The organism is Synechococcus sp. CS-1328 (genome assembly GCF_025128095.1).
In the GTDB taxonomy this organism is placed as follows: domain Bacteria; phylum Cyanobacteriota; class Cyanobacteriia; order PCC-6307; family Cyanobiaceae; genus CBW1002.
Genome location: NZ_JAHLYT010000050.1, coordinates 1 through 20,386, shown reverse-complemented (window position 1 = coordinate 20,386; position 20,386 = coordinate 1). Strand labels below are relative to the sequence as shown.

The following is a 20,386-nucleotide window of genomic DNA, read 5'->3' as shown; positions in this document are numbered from 1 at the left end:
CCCCAGCCATCTTCGCTGTTGCCTCCGCTACCCATGGAACCAGCCCCGAAACGTCGCAATGATGCGCTATTACGCCAAAAGATGTAACCCCCTGAACGATCAGGAGGCCAGTTCCTCAACTGTCGGGCAGGTGCACACCAGATGGCGATCGCCATAGGCGTTGTCGATCCTGGAGACAGCCGGCCAGAACTTGTTCTCCCGTTGCTGGGGGCCGGCCGGAAAGGCTGCCTGGCTGCGGCTGTAGGGCCGCTCCCAGCTGTCGGCGGTCACCACGGCGAGGGTGTGGGGCGCGCGCTTGAGCGGGTTGTCGAGCGGGTCGGCGCCGCCGCTCTCGATCGCGGCCGCTTCGGCGCGAATCGCCACCATGGCGGCGCAGAAGCGGTCGATCTCCGCCAGCGACTCGCTTTCGGTGGGCTCCACCATCACCGTGCCGGCCACCGGCCAGCTCACGGTGGGGGCATGGAAGCCGTAGTCCATCAGCCGCTTGGCCAGGTCATCGACCTCAAGTCCGATCGAGCGCTTCAGTGGCCGCAGATCAAGGATGCATTCATGGGCGACGCGGCCGTTGGCACCGCGGTAGAGCACCGGGAAATGGGGATCCAGCCGCTCGGCGATCAGGTTCGCCGCCAGCAGGGCCACCTGGCTGGCGCGGCGCAGGCCGGCTCCCCCCATCATCCGGATGTACATCCAGCTGATCGGCAGGATGCCGGCGCTGCCCCAGGGGGCGGCGCTGACCGGGCCGATCGCTGCCGTGCCACCGCAGGCGGCCAGGGGATGGCCGGGCAGAAACGGCACCAGATGCGCGGCCACGCCGATCGGGCCCACGCCGGGCCCACCGCCGCCATGGGGAATGCAGAAGGTCTTGTGGAGGTTGAGGTGGCAGACGTCGGCGCCATAGAGCCCCGGCTTGCACAGCCCCACCTGGGCGTTGAGGTTGGCGCCGTCGAGGTAGACCTGGCCGCCCTGGTCATGCACCAGTTCGCAGATGCGGCGGATGCCGGTCTCGAACACACCGTGGGTGGAGGGATAGGTGACCATCAGGGCCGCCAGCTCGCCGGCGTGGGCCGAGGCCTTGGCCTCCAGGTCGTTCAGATCGATGTTGCCGCCGGAGTCGCAGGCGACGGCAACCACCCGCAGACCCGCCATCACCGCACTGGCCGGGTTGGTGCCGTGGGCGCTGGTGGGAATCAGGCAGACGTTGCGGTGCTGCTCGCCGCGGCTGGCATGCCAGGCCCGGATCACCAGCAGCCCGGCGTATTCCCCCTGGGAGCCGGCATTGGGCTGCAGTGACACCCCGGCGAAGCCCGTGATCGCCGCCAGCCACTGCTCCAGGTCGTCCACCAGCCGGCGGCTGCCGGCCAGCTGCTCGGCTGGTGCGAACGGATGGAGCTGGCTGAAGGCGGGCCAGCTCACCGGCACCAGTTCCGCCGCCGCGTTCAGCTTCATGGTGCAGCTGCCCAGCGGGATCATGCCGTGCACCAGCGAGAGATCCTTGCTGGCGAGGCGCTGGATGTAGCGGAGCAGCTCCGTTTCGCTGCGGTAGCGGTGGAACACCTCCTGGGTCAGCCAGGGGTGGCGGCGCAGGGGCAGATCCTCCAGCAGGCTGGCCAGCTCAGGGGGCTCAGGCAGGTGGGCCTTGCCAGGGCTGGCCGTGGCAGTGGTTCCGTCTGATGGCGTGGCGGCTGCATCGGGATCGGTCAGGGCGGCCAGCAGGCGCTCGACTTCGGCCTCGCTGCTGAGCTCATCGAGGCTGATCGCCACGGCCGGCATGGCCCCTGCCTGCGTACCCCCTCCTGGCGCCACACCGCTGCCGTCGATGCCGGCCCGCAGGTTGAAGCCGGCGCCGGCTGCCCGAGCCAGCAGGGCGGCGGCGTTGGGGCTGCGCACCACCAGGGTGTCGAAACCGCTGCCGGGTTCCGGCGGCAGGCCGATCGCGCCCAGGCCCGTGGCCAGGCGAGCCCGCAGTGCCACGATCCGCTGGGCGATCGCGGTGAGCCCCTCAGGCCCGTGATGCACGGAGTAGAAGCTGGCCATCACCGCCAGCAGCACCTGGGCGGTGCAGATGTTGCTGGTGGCCTTGTCGCGGCGGATGTGCTGCTCGCGGGTCTGCAGCGCCAGCCGCAGGGCCGGTTGGCCCTCCGCATCGAGCGATTGCCCCACCAGTCGGCCGGGAATCTGGCGCTTGAAGGCGTCGCGGGTGGCGAAGAAGGCGGCGTGGGGGCCGCCGCCCATCATCGGAACACCGAAGCGCTGCAGGCTGCCCACGGCGATGTCCGCCCCGAGGCTGCCGACCGGCTCCAGCAGCACCTGGGCCAGCGGATCGATCGCCACGATGCTGATCACCCCCGCCGCCCGGGCGGCGGTCAGCAGGGGCGTGGGATCCCAGAGGCGGCCGTCGCTGCCGGGCAGCTGCAGCACCAGGCCGAAGACATCGGCTGCGAAGAGATCGGCCGAGAAGAGATCAGGTGCGAGCGCTGATGACCCGCCACCCCGCCAGCCGGTGGCGTCGATCAGCTCCAGGCGGATGCCGAGCGGTTCGGCCCGCGTCTGCAGCACCGCCAGGGTCTGGGGCAGCACGGCTCGGTCCACCAGGAAACGGTGGGCCTCCGGCCGCTTGCAGACCGCCAGCGCCAGGGCCATGGCCTCGGCGGCGGCGGTGGCCTCATCCAGCAGCGAGGCGTTGGCGATCGGCAGCCCGGTGAGTTCGCTCACCAGGGTCTGGAAGTTGAGCAGGGCCTCGAGGCGGCCCTGGGCAATCTCCGCCTGATACGGGGTGTAGGCGGTGTACCAGCAGGGGTTCTCCAGCACGTGGCGCTGGATCAGGGCAGGCGTGGCGGTGCCGTGATACCCCAGGCCGATCAGGCTGCGATGCACCTGATTGGCTGCGGCGATCGTCGCCAGCTCGGCCAGGGCCTCGGCTTCGCCGCAGCCTGCCGGCAGGCCTTCGGAGGCCTCAGCCTCAGGCAGAAGAATGTCGGCAGGCACCACGGAGGCGGTGAGTGCATCCAGGTCTGGCAGACCAAGCTCCTCGAGCATGCGCTGCTGCTCCCCTGCTCCCGGGCCGAGGTGACGCTCCAGGAAGTCCGTGCTCACCGCAGCTGCGCCCAAGGTCGGGCGGGATCCTAGGGAGGCTCGCCTGCTCTCTTGTCGGCTCAGGCGCCTTCCACCTTCGCCTGGTAGCTGGCCGCCTCCAGCAGCGAGTCCAGCTCGCCGCGATCGGAGGGACGCACCACCAGCAGCCAGCCTTCTCCGTAGGGATCGTTCTGCAGTTCCTCCGGGCTGGCCAGCACCGCCTCGTTGCGCGCCTCCACCACACCGCTGATCGGCGCCATCAGATCTTCCACCGCCTTGACCGATTCGACGCTGCCGAAGCTCTCGCCCCGCTTCAGGGATGCCCCCACCTCGGGCAGCTCCACGAAGACGATGTCGCCGAGTTGGTCGATGGCGAAGGCGCTCAGCCCAAGCCGCAGCTGATCGCCCTCGCCGCGCACGTATTCATGGCTGTCGGCGTAGCGGCAGTCGTCGGGGAAGTGGAGTGCCATGGCCGGAGGCGGGGCTGTGCTGGCTCAGTCTGGAGGAGGGCACCGCCGCTGGCGCTGGCGCCGGTTGGTCAATCGGGAATCAGGTCGTTCGCTTTGAGGGCCGCCAGGGCCCGCTCCAGGGCGATGGCCACGTGGGCGTGGTGGGTGCCGCCCTGGGTGTAGAGCACATAGGGCACCCGCAGGGGGGCATCGGCGGAAAACTCACTGGTGCTGCCGTCGATGAAGGTGCCGCCGGCCATCACCAGCTCGCTGGCATAGCCGGGCATCGGCGCCGGCACCGGATCGAGATAGGCCCCCACCGGTGAGGCGGCCTGAAAGGCGCGGCAGATCTGCCGCAGCCGATCGGGATTCCCCAGCCGCACTGCCTGAATGATGTCGCTGCGGCTGGCTCCGGGGCCGGGGTTGGTGGCGTAGCCCAGCTCGGCGAACACCGTGGCCACCAGATCAGCGCCGATCAGCGCCTCGCCCACCATCTGCGGGGCCAGGAACAGGCCCTGGAAGAGCAGACGGTGCAGATCGAAGCCGCTGCCGCCCTCGCTGCCGATGCCAGGCGCAGTGAGGCGGCAGCAGGCCTGCTCGACCAGATCGGCGCGGCCGGCCACATAGCCGCCGCTGGGGGCGATGGTGCCGCCCAGATTCTTGATCAGGGAGCCGGCGATCAGATCGGCCCCCACCGCCGTTGGCTCCTGCTCCTGCACCAGCTCGCCGTAGCAGTTGTCCACGAAGCACACCACGCCGCTCTGGAGGGCCTTCACCCGTTCGCAGAGCCGGCCGATCTCCGCCACGTCCAGGGATGGCCGCCAGCTGTAGCCGCAGCTGCGCTGGATCAGCACCATGCGGGTGGGCAGGGCCAGGGCCTCCGCCAGCCGATCGGTGTCCACCCGCCCATCCGGGGTGAGGGCGAGTTCGTCGTAGGTGATGCCGAACTCGGCCAGCGAACCCTGGCCGCTGCCGCGGATGCCGATCACCTCCTCGAGGGTGTCGTAGGGGCGGCCGGTGAGGGCCAGCAGCCGATCACCGGGGCGCAGCACACCGAACAGGGCCGCGGCGATGGCGTGGGTGCCGCTCACGAACTGCAGCCGCACCGCGGCCGCCTCCGCCTGCAGCACCCGGGCGAAGACCCGATCCAGCACCTCCCGGCCCAGATCACCGTGGCCATAGCCGCTCACCGAGGCGAAGTGCTGCACCCCCAGCCCTTCCGCTGCAAAGGCCTCCAGCACCCGTTCGAGGCGGGGACGCACCGCAGCCGTGCGCGCCGCCACCTGGGGGGCGATCCCCTGCAGGGCGGTCTCCAGCCGCTGCCGGGCCCAGTCCCGCTGGGCAGCGCTGGGCTTGGCGGCGGGCAGGCCCATCGGCGAACGGTGCATCGGCAGGCCCCATGCTGCCGCCCGTTAGATTTCCTTGGCTGCATTGGCTACAGAACGGAGAAGCCAAGGCACGAGATACCCGGAGAGTTCCTTGGTTTCCAGTCCAGAAGCGTTGAGTTCAGTGCCCGCCGCGCCGCGATCCGGTCAGTCCGAAGCGGATCACAGTTTTGAGCCCGGTTTTGATCCGGCCGATGGGGCTGAAGCCCTCAGCACCGCCCATCGCGAGCGCAAGGAGGCCCGCATCCGCGCCGCCCTGGCGGCCCGGCGCCTGCCGCTGCCGCCGCGGCAACGCAAGTTCAAGCTCGGCACCACCGGTTTCATGCTGGCCATCCATGTGGGGGCCGTGTTTGCGCTGCTGCCGCAGTTCTGGAGCTGGCAGGGGTTGGCGGCGCTGGCCTTGCTCTACTGGGTCACGGTGCTGGGCGTCACCCTGGGCCTGCATCGCCTGGTGGCGCACCGCAGCTTCGTGGCGCCCCTCTGGCTGGAGCGCACCCTGGTGCTGATGGGCACCCTGGCCTGCCAGAGCGGCCCGATCGAATGGGTGGGTCTGCACCGCCATCACCACAAGTTCTCTGATCAGCCCAACGACCACCACGACGCCGCCCGCGGCCTCTGGTGGGCCCATAGCGAATGGATGCTGCACGAGATTCCGGCGGTGCAGCATGTGGCGCGCTTCACCGGTGATCTGCAGCGCGATCCCTTCTACCGCTGGCTCGACCGCTGGTTCCTGCTGCTGCAACTGCCCCTCGGGGCGGCGCTCTATTGGTATGGCGAACGGGCCGGCGTGCGGGGCGGTGGCCTGGGCCTGGTGCTCTGGGCGATTCCGCTGCGCCTGGTGCTCGTGTATCACGTCACCTGGCTGGTGAATTCGGCCACCCATGCCTTCGGCTATCGCAATTTCGATTGCCCCGATCTGTCGCGCAACTGCTGGTGGGTGGCGCTGCTCAGCTTCGGCGAGGGCTGGCACAACAACCACCATGCCCATCCCCATTCGGCCCGCCACGGCCTGCGCTGGTTCGAGTTCGACATCACCTGGGAGCACATCAAGTTGCTGCGGGCCTTCGGCTGGGCGCGGCGCGTCCGTGTGGCCCACTACCGGGCCTGACGCCGCAGTGCCGTTGAGTTGAGCCTTCCCTCAGGCTTCGCCCGATCCTGTCTCCCGCCCTGGCATCGTCCCGAGTTCCCGCCGGATCGCCGCCGCCAGGTCGATGGAGCGGCCGTTCATGCCGATCCGTTGCTGCCGGGCCTTGTCGCGCAGGAGCTCCAGGAACTGATCGGCGCTCAGCTCCTGTTCCCCCGCCACCCCCAGGGCCGCCAGGGTGCGGCGCAGATCGGGCAGTTCGGCATCCAGTTCGCTGGCGTTGTAATCGCTCTGGCCGGCCATCACCTCCGCGAAGCGTTCGCGGCGCTGGCGACGGGCCACCGGATAGGCCTCCAGGAGCTGCGTGCGGCACTGCCGCCAGGGCTGGCCGGCGGTGAACAGCAGGGCCAGGGCGGCACTGAGGCCGGCGGCCTCGGCATCGGCGATGCGCAGATCAAAGGCCGGCGGCGGCTGGCGCACGCCCACGAACACCTCCAGCAGCTCCCCCGGACCAAGCACGCCGCCGTGGGGATCGGTCACGGGCTGGGCGGACACCGCCAGGGCCTCCAGGGCTTCGGGGGTGTCCAGCAGCAGCTGGCGCAGGTCAGCGGTGAGCGGTTGGCCGGGTGGCTGGGCCGCCAGCCACTGGTTGACACTGCCGAGGGCGAGAAACACCTCCGGCCCGGGGGAGGCGAGCTTGCCGTTGCGCAGCATCGAGATCTGGGAGTTGTGCACCTTGCCCAGGTCGAGGGCCTCGGCCAGGCCGGGCAGCACCCGGTGACTCCAGTCGTTGCGCTCATGCCACACCTTGATCAGATGGGCGAAGGCGGCGCGGCCCGCACCGAGCTTGTCTCGATAGCCCACTTGCTGATCAGGATCCGTATTGCTACCATCTTATCGATTGATCAGGAGTCGGTCCGTTATGACCGCCACAGCCACACGTTCTCCAGTCGCCCCGGCTGCCGTCCCTGCCGCCGGTCTGCGCAGCCACCAGGCAGCTTCCGTCGTTTCCCTGGATGCCCTGCAGCGCTCCGCCCGGCTGCGTCGCCCCCGCCGCGGTGAGCCCACGCCGAAGATTCCGACTGGCAGCAGCTGGATCACCATCGCCTTCATGACGACGATCCACGCGCTGGCGCTGCTGGCCCTGTTGCCCCGCTTCTGGAGCGTGCCCGCCGTGGCCTCGCTGGTGGTTCTCTACTGGGTCACCGCCTGCCTGGGCGTGACGATCGGCTATCACCGGCTGCTCAGCCATCGCGCCTTCCGGGTGCCCCAGTGGCTGGAACGCTTCTTCGCCACCTGTGGCGCCCTCAGCTGCCAGCACGGCCCGATCGACTGGGCGGGTCTGCACCGCCACCATCACAAGTTTTCTGATACGGATGCGGATCATCACAACAGCCACCGTGGCTTCTGGTGGAGCCACATGGGCTGGATGTTCCAGGACATCCCGGCCATGGGCGCCGTGCCCCGACTCACGGGTGATCTCGCCGCCGATCCCTACTACCGCTGGCTGAACAACTGGTTCCTGGCCCTGCAGCTCCCCCTGGCCGGCCTGCTCTTCTGGATCGGCACCGTCACCGGTGCCGGCGGCTGGGCCCTGGTGCTCTGGGGCATTCCCCTCCGCCTGGTGCTCGTGTATCACGCCACCTGGCTGGTCAATTCCGCCACCCACTGCTGGGGTCGGGTCAGCCATGCCAGCGGCGATGCCTCCCGCAACAACCCCTGGGTGGCGGCGCTCACCTTCGGCGAGGGCTGGCACAACAACCACCATGCCTTCCCCCATTCGGCCCGGCAGGGTCTGGAGCCCGGTCAGATCGATCTCACCTGGGAACACATCCGCCTGATGCGGGCCCTGGGTCTGGCCACCAAGGTGCGGCTGCCCAAGGCGGCCCTCGGCGGCCCCACCCTGGCGGATGCCCAGGAGCGGGGCGCGGCCGGTGGCGTAGGTTGAACAATCGGTTTTTCGTCAGAGCGTCGGTTTCGAATCCATGGCCAAGCGCGTACAAGTCGTACTGAACGAGGACGTCCTCAGCCTGGGCAAGGACGGCGATCTCGTGGATGTGGCCCCCGGCTACGCCCGTAACTTCCTCCTGCCCACCGGCAAGGCCATCCCCGTGACCCCCGCGGTGATGCGTCAGGTGGAGGCCCGCCGGGCCAAGGAGGCCGAACGCCAGGCCGCCCTCAAGGCCGAGGCAGAAGCCTTCCGCACCGCCCTGGCCACGATCGGCCGCTTCACGATCAAGAAGCAAGCCGGCAACGACGATGTGCTCTTCGGCACGGTGACCAACGGCGACGTGGCCGAGGCCATCGAAGCCGCCACCAAGAAAGAGGTGGATCGCCGCCACATCCTGGTGCCCGAGATCCATCGCACCGGCTCCTACAAGGTGCAGGTGAAGCTCCACCACGACGTCACCGCCGAGCTCAATCTCGAAGTGGTCAGCTACTGATCGCTGCGGCGACCATGGCTGCCGCCAACGTCACGCCGTCGGGGCCTGCGGGCCTTGACGGCGTTGTCGTGTGTGCCGTCTACGGTGCTGTTTCCACACCCTTCCATGGCGGCCGATGGTGAGCGCGCCTCCGATTCCCAGCGATAGTCCCAGCGATGCGGCCGATCCCGGCCCGCGCCGCCGCGCACGGGCCGCCGCAGAGGCAAGCTTCGAGGCGCTGCCCGATTCGGTACCACCCCAGAACCTGGAGGCCGAGGAGGCCGTGCTGGGTGGCATCCTGCTCGATCCCGATGCGATTGGCCGCATCGCCGACGTGGTGCAGCCGGAGGCGTTCTACCTGGGCGCCCACCGCGAGATCTACCGCACCGCCCTGATGCTGCACAGCCAGGGCAAGCCCACCGACCTCACTGCCATGGCGGCCTGGCTGGCGGATACGGGCCACCTGGAGAAGGTGGGCGGCAGCGGACGGCTGGTGGAGCTGGTGGAACGCACCCTCTCGACCGCCTCGATCGACCAGGTGGCGCGCCTGGTGATGGACAAGTACCTGCGCCGCCAGCTGATCAAGTCGGGCAACGAGGTGATCCGGCTCGGCTTTGAGCAGACCAAGCCGATGGAGCAGGTGCTCGATGAAGCGGAGCAGAAGATCTTCGCGATCAGCCAGCAGAGGCCCAGCGCCGGCCTCACCCCCACCGCCGAGATCCTCACCAGCACCTTCAACGAGATCGAGAGCCGCTCCCTGGGCACGGCCGTGGCCGGTATCCCGGTGAACTTCTACGACCTTGACGCCATGACCCAGGGGCTCCAGCGCAGTGACCTGATCATCGTGGCCGGCCGCCCTGCCATGGGCAAGACCGCCATCACCCTGAACCTGGCCAAGAACGTGGCCCAGCTCCACAACCTGCCGGTCTGCGTGTTTTCACTGGAGATGAGCAAGGAGCAGCTCACCTACCGGCTGCTGGCCATGGAGGTGGGTATCGAGAGCGGCCGGCTGCGCACCGGCCGGCTGCAGCAGGAGGAGTGGCCGCTGCTGGGGCAGGGCATCAACACCCTGGGCCAGATGCCGATCTTCATCGACGACAAGCCCAATTCCGGCGTGCTGGAGATGCGCTCCCTCTGTCGCCGGCTGATGGCCGAGAGCGGCAAGGAACTGGGCCTGGTGGTGATCGACTACCTCCAGTTGATGGAGGGGTCGGGTTCTGATAACCGCGTCCAGGAACTCTCCCGCATCACCCGCGGCCTCAAGCAGATGGCCCGCGAACTCAACGTGCCGGTGGTGGCCCTCTCCCAGCTCAGCCGTGGCGTCGAGTCGCGCACCAACAAGCGGCCGATGCTCAGTGACCTGCGGGAATCGGGCTCGATCGAACAGGACGCCGACCTGGTGTTGATGATCTACCGCGACGAGTACTACAACCCCGACACGCCCGATCGCGGCATCACCGAGGTGATCGTGACCAAGCACCGCAACGGGCCGGTGGGCACGGTGAAGCTGCTGTTCGAGCCCCAGTTCACCCGCTTCCGCAACCTGGCCGCCTGAGCCTGAGGTTCCTATCGTTGTGCACACCTGGTCGCCGCCATGCCCCCAACCGGCAGCAAGCCCCCCGGGGGCCTGAGCGAGCGTCAGTCGATCGGCCTGTTCAGCCTGCTGCTCGGTGCGGTGCTGTTCGCCCTGATCCTGTTCCGCGGCCAGCAGGCGTCCCGGGAAGGCAACCAGGAACTCAGCCGCGATACCTATTGGGTGCTGGTGTCGCCGGTGGTCTTCGCCGGCTTCGGGGTGGTGCTGCTGCGCACGCCGCGGGGAGGGCCCGCTCGGCAGCGGCGTCAAGGTTCCGTGCCCTACGCCGGAATGCCGTCCCGCCCCGCCGGGATCACCACGCCGCCGCAGCTCAGGAACGACCTCAGCCTTGCGGCTAAGCAGTCGCAGGCGGCGGAGCAGGCGCTGGCAGCCAGCGCCGCCGAGGCCGAGCTGCAGCTGAGTGCGGCGAGGAGCGAAACGGCGGCGGCGCTGGCCTCCGCCCAGGCGGCTGAAGCCCGCAGGGAACAGGCCGCTGCGCGGGCGGCCACCCGGATCAGTGAACTGGAACAGCTGCTGCAGCAGAGCCGCGAGGCCCGCTCGCGGGCGGAAGCCGACCTGGAGAGTGTGCTCACCAGGGGAACGGGCCCCGCCGGTGATGCCCTGCAGCTGGCGCGCACCGCCCAGCTGAGCGTCGATCGGATCGCCGCCAGCCTGGAGGAGCAGCTGAGCCAGATCAGCCAGCAGCAGCGCCAGCTGGTTCAGAGCCAGGACAACCAGTTGGCCCAGGTCCGCGCCGAAGCGCATCAGGCCGTGATGGTGGCCCGGGAGCTGCACCGCCGGGATGACTCCGCCGTGGAGCTCCTGGCCACGCGCCTGACGGCCCTAGAGCACCAGCTTGCCGAGGCGGAAGCGGCGCGCCTGCAGGTGGCTGCCGATCTGCAGACGGCTCTCGCCAACCGATCGCAGCAGGCTGGCGGGGCGCTCACCACGGCGGAGGCGGCTCTGGCCCAGGTGGAGCAGATCGCCGGCGGTCTGCTGGCGCAGCGCCACGACGCCCAGAGGTTGTTGGAGGCGTTCCAGCAGGCCCAGTCCACCGGCTTGATCAGTGCCCGTGAGCAGGCCAGCGCCGCTCTGGTCACGGCCGAGCGCATCCAGGCGGGGTCTGTGTCTGAGCAGGAGGCGGTGGCGGCCCGCCTGGACGAGATGGAGCAGCAGATCCAGCAGGCGCAGCAGGCCCGTCAGCAGGTGGAGGGCAGGGTGGCCGCCGAGCTGGCCGGCCTGCAGGACGCTCACGCCCAGGCCCTGGCGGCGGTGGCCTCGGCTCGTCAGCGTGTCGATCAGATCGAAACCGTGGTGAGCGAACGGGTGGGGCAGGCCCGGGAGGCGGCGGCCAGGGCCCTGCAACTCAACGAGGCGGCCCAGCAACAGGTGGATCGGCTGGAGCAGATGGCCTTCGCGGCAGCGCGCAACGACGATCTGCAACCCTCCGGCGGGCGTGGCGCCAATCCTTTCCTGAGCAGCTATCAGGAGGCCTGTGAGGAGCTTGGGGTCGTGCCCGGCAGCTCCTGGATCGTGGTGCGGGCCACCTGGCGGCGGAATCTGATGCACTGGCATCCCGATCAGGGCGGCGACGCGGCCCGCTGGATTCGCCGCAATGCCGCCTATCAGTTGCTGGCGGCCTGGTACGAGTTCACCGACGACGGCTGACCGACCCGACGCGGCTGACCGATGCGGCTGATCGCGCGCTTGACCGACGGCGGCTGCATGGCTCGCCCCAGGCACTGGCCCCACGCGAGGATGACGACCCCATGGCTCCTGCTGCATGATCCGCTCCCGCGCCGCCGTGGCCTGGGCCCCCGGCCAGCCCCTGGAGGTCACCGAGGTGGACGTGGCGCCGCCCCGCGCCGGTGAGGTGCTGCTGCGGGTGGTGGCCTCGGGGGTGTGCCACACCGATGCCTTCACCCTCTCGGGCGCTGATCCCGAGGGCCTGTTCCCTGCGATCCTCGGCCATGAGGGCGGCGCGATCGTGGAGGAGGTGGGCGACGGCGTGACCTCGGTGGCGGTGGGTGACCACGTGATCCCGCTCTATACGCCGGAATGCCGCCGCTGCAAATTCTGCCTCTCCGGCAAGACCAACCTCTGCCAGGCGATTCGCACCACCCAGGGCCAGGGATTGATGCCCGATGGCAGCAGCCGCTTCTCGCAGAAGGGGCGGATGATCCACCACTACATGGGCACCTCCACCTTCTCCGAATACACGGTGCTGCCCGAGATCGCCGTGGCGAAGATCAGCCAGCAGGCCCCGCTTGAGAAGGTGTGCCTGCTCGGCTGTGGCGTGACCACCGGCATCGGTGCGGTGCGCAACACGGCCAAGGTGGAGCCGGGCAGCAGCGTGGCCGTGTTCGGTCTGGGCGGGATCGGCCTGGCGGTGGTGATCGGTGCGGTGATGGCCAAGGCTACGCGGATCATCGGCATTGATCTGAACCCGGAGAAGTTCGCGATTGCCCAGCAACTCGGCGCCACCGAATGCCTCAACCCGCGCGACTATGACGCCCCGATTCAGCAGGTACTGATTGACCTCACCGATGGCGGTGTGGATTATTCCTTTGAGTGCATCGGCAACGTCGATGTGATGCGCGCCGCCCTCGAGGCGTGCCACAAGGGTTGGGGAGAATCCACGATCATCGGGGTGGCGGGCGCCGGCCAGGAGATCAGCACCCGCCCGTTCCAGCTGGTGACCGGCCGGGTCTGGCGCGGCTCGGCCTTCGGTGGTGTGCGGGGCCGCACCGAGTTGCCCGATTACGTGGAACAGGCCCAGACGGGCGAGATCCCGCTGGATGCCTTCATCACCCACACCATGGGCCTCGAGGAGATCAACCGCGCCTTCGATCTGATGCACGAAGGCCAGAGCATCCGCTCGGTGATTCACTTCTGATCGGCTGCACCATGACATCACCCGCAGGATCTCCTCCCCAGGCGTCTTTCCCCGCAGAGTCAGCGCTCGCCCTGCTCAGTGAGACCCGTTGTTTCGGTGGTGCCCATCGCCGCTACCGGCACCACTCCCGCCAGCTCGACTGCGCGATGGTGTTCGGCGTGTTCCTGCCCCCCCAGGCCCTTGCCGGCGATTCCGTGCCGGCTGTGTATTGGCTGTCGGGCCTCACCTGCACCGATGAGAACGCCAGCCAGAAGGCCGGCGCCCAGCGGCTGGCGGCGGAGCTGGGCCTGGCCCTGGTGTTGCCCGACACCAGCCCCCGCGGCCCTGAGGTGCCAGGCGATCCCGATGGCGGCTGGGATTTCGGTCATGGCGCCGGCTTCTATGCCGATGCCTCCGCCGAGCCCTGGAGCCGCCATTACCGGATGCACAGCTATGTGGTCGAGGAGTTGCCGGCCCTGCTGGAGGCGAAGCTGCCGATCCGCTCCGATCGGCGCGGCCTCACCGGCCATTCGATGGGCGGCCATGGGGCCCTGGTCTGTGGCCTGCGCCATCCGGGCCGCTATGCCTCCGTGTCGGCCTTCGCGCCGATCGCCCATCCCAGCCTCTGCCCCTGGGGCCGCAAGGCGTTCGGCCATCTGCTCGGCTCCGATCCGGCCCCATGGGCCGCCTGGGACACCTGTGCCCTGCTCGAAACCGGCACCACCCTGCGGGGCCCTGACGGGGAGCTGCTGCCGTTGCTGGTGGATCAGGGCACGGCTGATCCCTTCCTGGCTGAGCAGCTGCGACCCCACGACCTCGAAACCGCCTGCAGGGCCGCGGGCCAGCCACTGGAGCTGCGCCTCCAGCAGGGCTACGACCACAGCTACTTCTTCATAGCCAGCTTCATCGACGACCATCTGCGCCACCACGCCCGCGCGCTGATCGGCTGAAGTTTCAGCGGTTCAGCTGCCGGCAGCTCGCCCGCGCCCCGCAGTGGTGGCAGGCGCCATACATTTCTTTCATGGCTTTCTCCGCTCCCCCCACCGAATCCTTCGACGTGATCGTGGTGGGCGGCGGCCATGCGGGCTGCGAGGCGGCGATCACGGCGGCGCGGCTGGGGCTGTCCACAGCGCTGTTCAGCCTCAACCTGGATCGGATCGCCTGGCAGCCCTGCAATCCGGCGGTGGGCGGGCCCGCCAAGAGCCAGCTGGTGCACGAGGTGGATGCTCTCGGCGGCGTGATCGGTCGCCTGGCCGATGCCACGGCCCTGCAGAAACGGGTGCTCAATGCCAGCCGCGGCCCGGCGGTCTGGGCCCTGCGCGCCCAGACCGACAAGCGCCAGTACGCCCGCCAGATGCTGCAGCTGTTGCAGCACACCCCCAACCTGCACCTGCGCGAGGCGATGGTCACGGGTCTGGAGGTGGAACTGGAGAGCGGCCAGACCCAGCCGCCAGCCGCTTCTCACGGCAGCGGCCCTATCGGTGGCTCCATCGGCGGCCCGATCAGTGGCCCCATCGGACACATCTTGGGGGTGCGCACCTACTTCGGCAGCACCTATGAAGCCGGTGCCGTGGTTCTTACCACCGGCACCTTCCTGGGGGGGCAGATCTGGGTGGGCAACCAGTCGATGTCGGCCGGACGCGCCGGAGAGCAGGCCGCCGAAGGCCTCACCGAAGCCCTGCAGGCCCTCGGCTTCCGCACCGATCGCCTCAAGACCGGCACCCCGGCCCGGGTCGATCGCCGCAGCGTGGCCCTCGATCAGCTGGAGGAGCAGCCGAGCGATGCCCACGACCGCTTCTTCTCCTTCGATCCCGCCGCCTGGGTGAGCGGCGAGCCGATGAGTTGCCACCTCACCCGCACCACGGCGGCCACCCATCAGCTGATCCGCGACAACCTCCACCTCACCCCCATCTACGGCGGCTTCCTCGACAGCACCGGCCCGCGTTATTGCCCCTCGATCGAGGACAAGATCGTGCGCTTCGCCGATAAGGACAGCCACCAGATCTTTCTGGAGCCGGAGGGCCGCGACACACCGGAGCTCTACATCCAGGGCTTTTCCACCGGGCTGCCTGAGCGCCTGCAGCTGCAGTTGCTGCGCACCCTGCCGGGGCTGGAGCAGTGCGTGATGCTGCGGCCCGCCTACGCCGTGGACTACGACTACCTCCCGGCCACCCAGCTGAAGCCTTCGCTTGAGACCAAGCGGATCGCGGGGCTGTTCAGCGCCGGCCAGCTCAACGGCACCACCGGCTACGAGGAGGCCGCGGCCCAGGGCTTGGTGGCCGGCCTCAACGCGGCCCGGCGGCTGCGCGGCCAGGAGCCGGTGCATGTGCCCCGTGAAGGCAGCTACATCGGCACCTTGATCGACGACCTGGTCACCAAGGATCTGCGCGAGCCCTACCGGGTGCTCACCAGCCGCAGTGAATACCGCCTGGTGCTGCGCGGCGACAACGCCGACCGTCGCCTCACTCCCCTGGGCCGCGAGCTGGGCCTGATCGACGACCGCCGCTGGGCGATCTACGAGCGCAAGCAGGAGGCGATCGTGGCCGAGAAGCGTCGGCTCGAGACCGTGCGCCTCAAGGGGAGCGATCCGGCCGCGGCGGCGGTGGAGGCCGAAACCGGTGCGCCGATCAAGGGATCGATCCTGCTGGCTGATCTGTTGCGCCGGCCCGGTTTCCATGCCACCGCCCTGGTGCGCCATGGGCTCGCCGATCCGGAGCTGCCGGCCGTGGTGCGGGAAGCTGCCGAGATCGACATCAAATACAGCGGCTATCTGGCCCGCCAGCAGCAGCAGATCGACCAGGTGAAACGGCAGGAGCATCGTTCGATCCCCGCCGACCTGGAGTACGCCGCCATCGCCACCCTCTCCCGCGAGGCCCGCGAGAAGCTGGCGGCGATTCAGCCCCTCAGCCTCGGCCAGGCGGCCCGTATTCCCGGGGTGAGTCCGGCGGACGTGACGGCGTTGCTGCTCTGGCTCGAGCTGAGCAAGCGTCGTGAGGCGGCCGCCGCACCGTCCCACTCCGCCTCGTCAACTCCGGAGAAGGCCGGTACGTTAGGGCGCTCTTTCTGAGACGCACGCGTGTCGCCCCGTCGAGGCATTCCCACCTCCCGGGCCTACTGGGAGCTCAAGGCCGATCAACTCCTCAACCGGGTCTTCGATCCGGCTCCCACGATCGAGGTGGAGTTGTGCGACACGCCCGTGGCCGGATCGGCGTTCAGCACTGCCACATTGGAGGCGCCCCAGGCCACGGCCTTCGCCGCAGCGGCGCTTGGTGCCACCGGAGTTCCTGCGTCGTCGTCGCCGATGGCTGCCGAGCAGGCCGTGGGCACTGCGATGCAGGCCATGGCGACTGGAATTCAGACTCCGGTGTCTTCAGAACCTGCCACAGCGCCGATGGCCGTTGCAGCCCCCATGGCCGCGGCAGCCTCCGTGGCGGCTGCACCGCCGATGGCCGCCGCGCCGCCGCTGGCCCCGGAGCCACCGCAGCCGCACCACCAGCCTGTCGCTGAGCCCCCGGCGGCACATGGTCGCCGTGTGGTGGTGCCGAGTGCGGTGGTGTCCACCCGGATCCCCTGGCACCGCCAGCTCGGCGACTGGGTCAGTGAGCGCCCGGGCATGGCGCTGGCCGGTTTTGCCGGTACCTGCCTGCTGATGGGGGCCAGTTCGTTGCTCCTGCTCGGCCATTGGAACGCCACCCAGCAGGCTCTGCGTCAGGAACGCAATCTGCTGCTGGTGGAGCGGCTTCGGGCCCTGGGTCCGGCCGCCACTGCTCCAGCTGGCGCCACCGCAGGTGCCGAGGGCAAGCCTGGTGCCGCCGCCGAGGAGGGAGTCAGCGCCTCCCTGCCGCCGCCGCCACCCGAGGAGCCCTGGATGGAGGAGCTGGCCACGTTGCCCCAGGGCGGTGCTCCGGCTGCCGCGCCGCTGAGGGTGCCCGTGAGCTCTTCGATTGCCAGCCCTGCCCCGGCCTCCAGTGGCGGCGGAGGTGGATCTGCCCAGGTGGCGACTGCCAGTGCAGGGTCCTCCGACGGAGGTGGCGGTGGGGATGCTCCCCAGCTGGTGGGTGTGGTGCAGGTGCCCGGGCGGGGCGGTTCGGCCATCTTCCAGATGGGCGGCACCTCCACCACGGCTGGAGTGGGCGAGTCGATCGGTGGCACTGGCTGGCGATTGCGTTCCGCCACCGGCGACAGCGCCGTGATTGAGCGTGGCGGCCAGCAACGCCGCATCAGCATCAGCAGCGGTTTCTGACTCTGCTCTGGCGCACTGTCGCGTCAGCGATGGGTGGCCTGTGTTGAGGCGCTCCCCTGTTGAGGCGCTCCGCGGCAGGCCAGCGCCCCGCTCAGGGACAGCGCGGTAGATCGAAGCTGCTGCCTAGGCTGACTATCCGGGCCGGAGGCTGTGCATGACTGGGTCCGCTGCGTTGCTGCCCTCGCCTCGGATCCTCTGGCAGGCCCCGTACCAGGACGTGGTCGAGGCGACGGCGGGACTGGATGCCGCCGCAGCCCAGCCCCTGAGCGGACCCTGGAAGTTGCTGTTGCTCGGTGATGGCAGCCCGACCCGCCATCTGCAGCTGCTCACCGGTGCACCGGTGCAGGTGGAGCTGATCGCCATGGCGGCCGAGCCTGAACTTCCCGCCGGTGCCTCTCCTCCGGCGGAGGTGGCGGAACTGGCCCTCCCCCTGTTGCGCCGCCAGGTGTGGCTGCGCTGCGGCGTCCATACCCTGGCCTGGGCCGAGAGCTGGTGGAATCAGGCGGAGGCGGAAGCCCATCTCCAGGACCGTCGCCTGCCGATCTGGCGCAGCCTCACCACCAACCGGGCGGAGCTGTTCCGCGAGGTCGATGGTCTGGCCCGGGTGGAGGCTCCCTGGCTGGAGCAGGGCTTCGGGGTGGAGGGTCCGTTCTGGAGCCGCCACTACCGCTTCTTCCGCGGTGGTCAGGAGCTGACCGTGATCCGTGAGGTGTTCTCTCCCTTGCTGGAGCGCTGGCTCGGGCCCGCCGGCACCCCGGCGGTTGGATCCTCCGTCGCGATACCCAGCCATCCCCCTGTCGCCCCGAGGCTGGTTCACCGCCTCTGATGCCGGTCGTCCTGATGTCGGCGGCCTCTGCAGGCGGCGCCCCTGGAGCCGACCGTCCTGAGGTCAATCAGAATCCTTGGACACAACGCTTTGTGAAGTTGGTAACGCCTTGTCACTGTTTGTTGTTGACAGATTGACGTCCTGCGTTGCGGTCGGAGCATGTGGCCATCCTGATCGATGCCGCCATGGCCAGCTCTCACTCCCGGCGCAGTGGCCTGCCCTCTCCCAGCCCGGCCGTGGAATGGCTCAGCCTCACCGACCTCGGTCGCCTCTATGGCGTTTCGGCCGTGCAGACGGGGCGCATCCTGGTGGCGGCTGGCCTGAGGGAGCGCAGCGGCGAGCCCACCGTGGAGGCCTTGCGGCTCGGTCTGGCCGTGATGGGCCCGCCTCGCCACCACCATCACAGCGCCCTCTGGAGCCGCCAGGGTTGCGCCGCGGTGCTGGAGCGTGATGGTCTGATGCCCATGGCCCAGCGCTCCCTGGTTTCGCTCTGGGCCGATCTGCTCAGTGCCCTGCAGCTGGGCGCTCCGGGGATCAGCACCTCGGCAGAGGAGATGGCCAGAGAACTGCCCCAGGAGCTGGTGCGGCCCGTGAACCTGGCCCTGTGCCAGCTCGGCTCCAGCTTCCGGGTTCAGCCCCCGCAGCGTCCTGGCGACCCGCAGCGCAAGGGTCAGCGCAAGGCTGGTCGACGCGAGAGCCTCAGGTAGCTGGGAAAGTCTTTGCCAGACCCCTGGCACGATCCTGCCCATGCCAGGGGTGCCGCGCGAAACTCAGGCCAGCCGCAGGGCCTCGGCCTGCTTGCTGGCCTTGTCGAGCAGCTCGCGCAGATGGTCTTCGTCGGTGTGGCTGAGGTTGGTGCGCAGCAGCTTGGCGTGGGGCGCGTGGGTGCGCAGGCGCTCGATCACCCGATCCGGCGTGGCCTCCCGCAACAGCAGGCACAGGGCGGCACTGCCCTTGGGCAGGGTTTCGCCCAGTTCGCGCATGAAGCCGTCGTTGATGCCCAGATCCGACAGGGACCCGGAGGCGGCGCCCACCCCGGCGCCCACGGCGGCGCCGAGCAGGGGATTGAGGAAGAGCAGACCCACCAGGGTGCCCCAGAAGCCGCCGCCCAGGGCGCCGGCGGCGGCAAGGTTGATCGCCTGGCGCAGATGCACCTGGCCTTCCGCGTCGTGCTCCACCACCACGGCATCCTCCAGGGAGATCAGTTGCTCCCGCTGGATGTCCACCAGCTCCCGGCGGACCTGCTCGGCCTCCTCGACCTTCGGGAAGCTCACCACCACCAGACTGCTCATGATCTCTGCGCCAGTACAGGTTCAGGCTAAGCAGGGGGATGGACGCCGCTTGGCCAGCTCTATGGCCGGCGACGGCTGGAGCGGGGCAATGGCCGCCCGCCCGCTTCCGGCTCGATCGGAGCCGTGGGAGCCATAGGCGTCGTGCCGCCGCCGCTGGGACGCTGCCAGCGGGGCAGGCTGAAGTCGGTTTGATCGGGCCAGTCCTCCTGGGTGTCTGGTCCGCTCCTGGCCGGTCTGGGCTCGGCTGGCCTGGCCTGGCCGGATCGGGAGTCGACGGACTCCGCGGAGCGCAGAGCGGAGCTGGCGATCCGCGGGTCGCTGCCGGCGGATCCACCAGTCCGTTGGCGCCGGGAGATCGCGTCGAGGGGGCGCCGACCACCGCTGACCTGCCCAGGGCTGGCGCCTCCCCGGTTGGAATGTCCAGCCCTGGAGGGTTCGGTGTTGAAAGATTCGCTGTTCAACGGTTCGGCATTGAAGGGTTCGGCGTTGAACGATCCGCCGCTGGATGCTCCGGAGCCGGAACGCCAACGGGTTGAGGGTTCCTCACGAGAGCGTGGTGACGGCCACGACGCCTGGGCCGCTGACGGCTGAGCTGTTCTGGGGTCGCTGCCGCCGCGGTCGTTCTGTTCCCAGGGTTCGCGCCAGTCGTCGTCGTTGTCGTCGAGCAGCCAGTCGAGCTTGTCGCCCATCCAGCGGCCCAGGTTGTCGAGGCGTGGCCGTGAACCGGCTCGGGGGGTGGCTCCACGCCCTGACGGACGCGAGCCAGGGCGAGCCCCGGACACGCCATCCACCAGTTGCCGTCCCGCGTTCACCCAACGATCCAGCCGCTGCTCCAGCGGGTCATCGCCGCGCCGCCCACTGCCCGGCCGGGAGTTCCAACGGGGTTCGTCGCTCATCGGGCCACCTGCTCGATTCACCCTATCGACGCCGCCCCGCCAGCCACCGCTCCCGCCGCAGGCCCACCAGCGCGATGGTGAGACCGCCGAACTGCAGGGCCCAGAGAAAGCTGTCCATGGCGCGACCCTAGGAGCCTGTTGCACATAGGCCGTTTCGAGCAAAACGAACCAACTCTCTCCGCGCCAACGCCCAATCCGGTCTCGGAATGGTCTCAAAGGCAATCTTGCTTCGGTGACGCCTGGCTCTTGAGATCGGTTGCGGCATTTG

17 protein-coding genes are annotated in these 20,386 nt (G+C 69.3%); 11 read left to right on the top strand and 6 right to left on the bottom strand.

All coding sequences use genetic code 11. From position 1 onward, the window contains the following. Positions 1 to 99 precede the first annotated feature (99 nt). From gcvP to KQ310_RS09280, 3 genes are all read right to left on the bottom strand, one after another. Entirely contained in the window at positions 100 to 3,036 is a 2,937-nt protein-coding gene (gene gcvP, locus KQ310_RS09290) for an aminomethyl-transferring glycine dehydrogenase (RefSeq protein ID WP_399238049.1), read from the bottom strand. A 116-nt stretch (positions 3,037 to 3,152) separates the two neighbouring features. Continuing rightward, a complete protein-coding gene (gene gcvH / locus KQ310_RS09285; protein ID WP_259721481.1) occupies positions 3,153 to 3,542 on the bottom strand; it encodes a glycine cleavage system protein GcvH in 390 nt (129 codons plus the stop codon). 68 nt (positions 3,543 to 3,610) lie between these two features. Beyond that, the gene (locus KQ310_RS09280; RefSeq protein ID WP_259721480.1) at positions 3,611 to 4,909 is read right to left on the bottom strand and encodes a methionine gamma-lyase family protein; all 1,299 of its coding nucleotides are present in this window, start codon (positions 4,907 to 4,909) and stop codon (positions 3,611 to 3,613) included. Positions 4,910 to 5,150: 241 nt separating this feature from the next. On the opposite strand from KQ310_RS09280, the gene KQ310_RS09275 reads away from it, so the two are divergent. Beyond that, positions 5,151 to 6,014 carry a fatty acid desaturase gene (locus tag KQ310_RS09275; protein ID WP_259721510.1) on the top strand — a complete coding sequence of 288 codons (864 nt, stop codon included), beginning with the start codon at positions 5,151 to 5,153 and terminating at the stop codon, positions 6,012 to 6,014. A gap of 30 nt (positions 6,015 to 6,044) precedes the next feature. Here KQ310_RS09275 and KQ310_RS09270 read toward each other — a convergent pair whose 3' ends face one another. Beyond that, positions 6,045 to 6,854, bottom strand: a complete 810-nt coding sequence (locus KQ310_RS09270) for a hypothetical protein (protein WP_259721479.1) — start codon at positions 6,852 to 6,854, stop codon at positions 6,045 to 6,047. 58 nt (positions 6,855 to 6,912) lie between these two features. Between KQ310_RS09270 and KQ310_RS09265 the strand changes: the two genes are divergently transcribed. The 10 genes from KQ310_RS09265 to KQ310_RS09220 all read left to right on the top strand — a co-directional run bounded on the left by KQ310_RS09265 (position 6,913) and on the right by KQ310_RS09220 (position 18,637). Next, the gene (locus KQ310_RS09265) at positions 6,913 to 7,938 is read left to right on the top strand and encodes a fatty acid desaturase (RefSeq protein ID WP_259721478.1); all 1,026 of its coding nucleotides are present in this window, start codon (positions 6,913 to 6,915) and stop codon (positions 7,936 to 7,938) included. Positions 7,939 to 7,975: 37 nt separating this feature from the next. Continuing rightward, positions 7,976 to 8,434: a 50S ribosomal protein L9 gene (rplI, locus tag KQ310_RS09260; RefSeq protein ID WP_259721477.1), complete on the top strand. Its 459-nt coding sequence runs from the start codon at positions 7,976 to 7,978 to the stop codon at positions 8,432 to 8,434. A gap of 115 nt (positions 8,435 to 8,549) precedes the next feature. After that, positions 8,550 to 9,968, top strand: a complete 1,419-nt coding sequence (gene dnaB, locus KQ310_RS09255) for a replicative DNA helicase (RefSeq protein ID WP_259721476.1) — start codon at positions 8,550 to 8,552, stop codon at positions 9,966 to 9,968. 39 nt (positions 9,969 to 10,007) lie between these two features. Then, positions 10,008 to 11,654: a hypothetical protein gene (locus KQ310_RS09250; protein WP_259721475.1), complete on the top strand. Its 1,647-nt coding sequence runs from the start codon at positions 10,008 to 10,010 to the stop codon at positions 11,652 to 11,654. A 115-nt stretch (positions 11,655 to 11,769) separates the two neighbouring features. Continuing rightward, positions 11,770 to 12,882 carry an S-(hydroxymethyl)glutathione dehydrogenase/class III alcohol dehydrogenase gene (locus KQ310_RS09245; protein ID WP_399238035.1) on the top strand — a complete coding sequence of 371 codons (1,113 nt, stop codon included), beginning with the start codon at positions 11,770 to 11,772 and terminating at the stop codon, positions 12,880 to 12,882. A gap of 11 nt (positions 12,883 to 12,893) precedes the next feature. Beyond that, positions 12,894 to 13,811, top strand: a complete 918-nt coding sequence (gene fghA, locus KQ310_RS09240) for an S-formylglutathione hydrolase (RefSeq protein ID WP_259721474.1) — start codon at positions 12,894 to 12,896, stop codon at positions 13,809 to 13,811. 71 nt (positions 13,812 to 13,882) lie between these two features. Then, positions 13,883 to 15,928, top strand: a complete 2,046-nt coding sequence (mnmG, locus tag KQ310_RS09235; RefSeq protein ID WP_259721473.1) for a tRNA uridine-5-carboxymethylaminomethyl(34) synthesis enzyme MnmG — start codon at positions 13,883 to 13,885, stop codon at positions 15,926 to 15,928. Positions 15,929 to 15,937: 9 nt separating this feature from the next. Further along, positions 15,938 to 17,104, top strand: coding sequence for a hypothetical protein (locus tag KQ310_RS09230; protein WP_259721472.1), 1,167 nt, complete (start codon positions 15,938 to 15,940; stop codon positions 17,102 to 17,104). A 154-nt stretch (positions 17,105 to 17,258) separates the two neighbouring features. After that, positions 17,259 to 17,930, top strand: a complete 672-nt coding sequence (locus KQ310_RS09225) for a chorismate lyase (RefSeq protein ID WP_399238032.1) — start codon at positions 17,259 to 17,261, stop codon at positions 17,928 to 17,930. A gap of 185 nt (positions 17,931 to 18,115) precedes the next feature. Continuing rightward, a complete protein-coding gene (locus KQ310_RS09220) occupies positions 18,116 to 18,637 on the top strand; it encodes a hypothetical protein (RefSeq protein WP_259721470.1) in 522 nt (173 codons plus the stop codon). Positions 18,638 to 18,700: 63 nt separating this feature from the next. Here the strand turns inward: KQ310_RS09220 and KQ310_RS09215 are convergent, their stop codons facing one another. Together KQ310_RS09215 and KQ310_RS09210 are read right to left on the bottom strand one after the other, a co-directional pair. Next, positions 18,701 to 19,222 (bottom strand): DUF1269 domain-containing protein, encoded by a 522-nt coding sequence (locus KQ310_RS09215; RefSeq protein WP_259721469.1) that lies wholly within the window; start codon positions 19,220 to 19,222, stop codon positions 18,701 to 18,703. Positions 19,223 to 19,281: 59 nt separating this feature from the next. Beyond that, complete coding sequence (locus KQ310_RS09210; protein ID WP_259721468.1) at positions 19,282 to 20,118, bottom strand: hypothetical protein; 837 nt, start codon at positions 20,116 to 20,118, stop codon at positions 19,282 to 19,284. Positions 20,119 to 20,386 lie beyond the last annotated feature (268 nt).

What these genes read in the sequence shown, in the direction of transcription:
- gcvP (WP_399238049.1), bottom strand. Translation starts at nt 3,036, where the DNA reads ATGCTCGAGGAGCTTGGTCTGCCAGACCTGGATGCACTCACCGCCTCC.
- gcvH (WP_259721481.1), bottom strand. Translation starts at nt 3,542, where the DNA reads ATGGCACTCCACTTCCCCGACGACTGCCGCTACGCCGACAGCCATGAA.
- KQ310_RS09280 (WP_259721480.1), bottom strand. Translation starts at nt 4,909, where the DNA reads ATGCACCGTTCGCCGATGGGCCTGCCCGCCGCCAAGCCCAGCGCTGCC.
- KQ310_RS09265 (WP_259721478.1), top strand. Translation starts at nt 6,913, where the DNA reads ATGACCGCCACAGCCACACGTTCTCCAGTCGCCCCGGCTGCCGTCCCT.
- rplI (WP_259721477.1), top strand. Translation starts at nt 7,976, where the DNA reads ATGGCCAAGCGCGTACAAGTCGTACTGAACGAGGACGTCCTCAGCCTG.
- dnaB (WP_259721476.1), top strand. Translation starts at nt 8,550, where the DNA reads ATGGTGAGCGCGCCTCCGATTCCCAGCGATAGTCCCAGCGATGCGGCC.
- KQ310_RS09250 (WP_259721475.1), top strand. Translation starts at nt 10,008, where the DNA reads ATGCCCCCAACCGGCAGCAAGCCCCCCGGGGGCCTGAGCGAGCGTCAG.
- KQ310_RS09245 (WP_399238035.1), top strand. Translation starts at nt 11,770, where the DNA reads ATGATCCGCTCCCGCGCCGCCGTGGCCTGGGCCCCCGGCCAGCCCCTG.
- fghA (WP_259721474.1), top strand. Translation starts at nt 12,894, where the DNA reads ATGACATCACCCGCAGGATCTCCTCCCCAGGCGTCTTTCCCCGCAGAG.
- mnmG (WP_259721473.1), top strand. Translation starts at nt 13,883, where the DNA reads ATGGCTTTCTCCGCTCCCCCCACCGAATCCTTCGACGTGATCGTGGTG.
- KQ310_RS09225 (WP_399238032.1), top strand. Translation starts at nt 17,259, where the DNA reads ATGACTGGGTCCGCTGCGTTGCTGCCCTCGCCTCGGATCCTCTGGCAG.
- KQ310_RS09220 (WP_259721470.1), top strand. Translation starts at nt 18,116, where the DNA reads ATGGCCAGCTCTCACTCCCGGCGCAGTGGCCTGCCCTCTCCCAGCCCG.
- KQ310_RS09215 (WP_259721469.1), bottom strand. Translation starts at nt 19,222, where the DNA reads ATGAGCAGTCTGGTGGTGGTGAGCTTCCCGAAGGTCGAGGAGGCCGAG.
- KQ310_RS09210 (WP_259721468.1), bottom strand. Translation starts at nt 20,118, where the DNA reads ATGAGCGACGAACCCCGTTGGAACTCCCGGCCGGGCAGTGGGCGGCGC.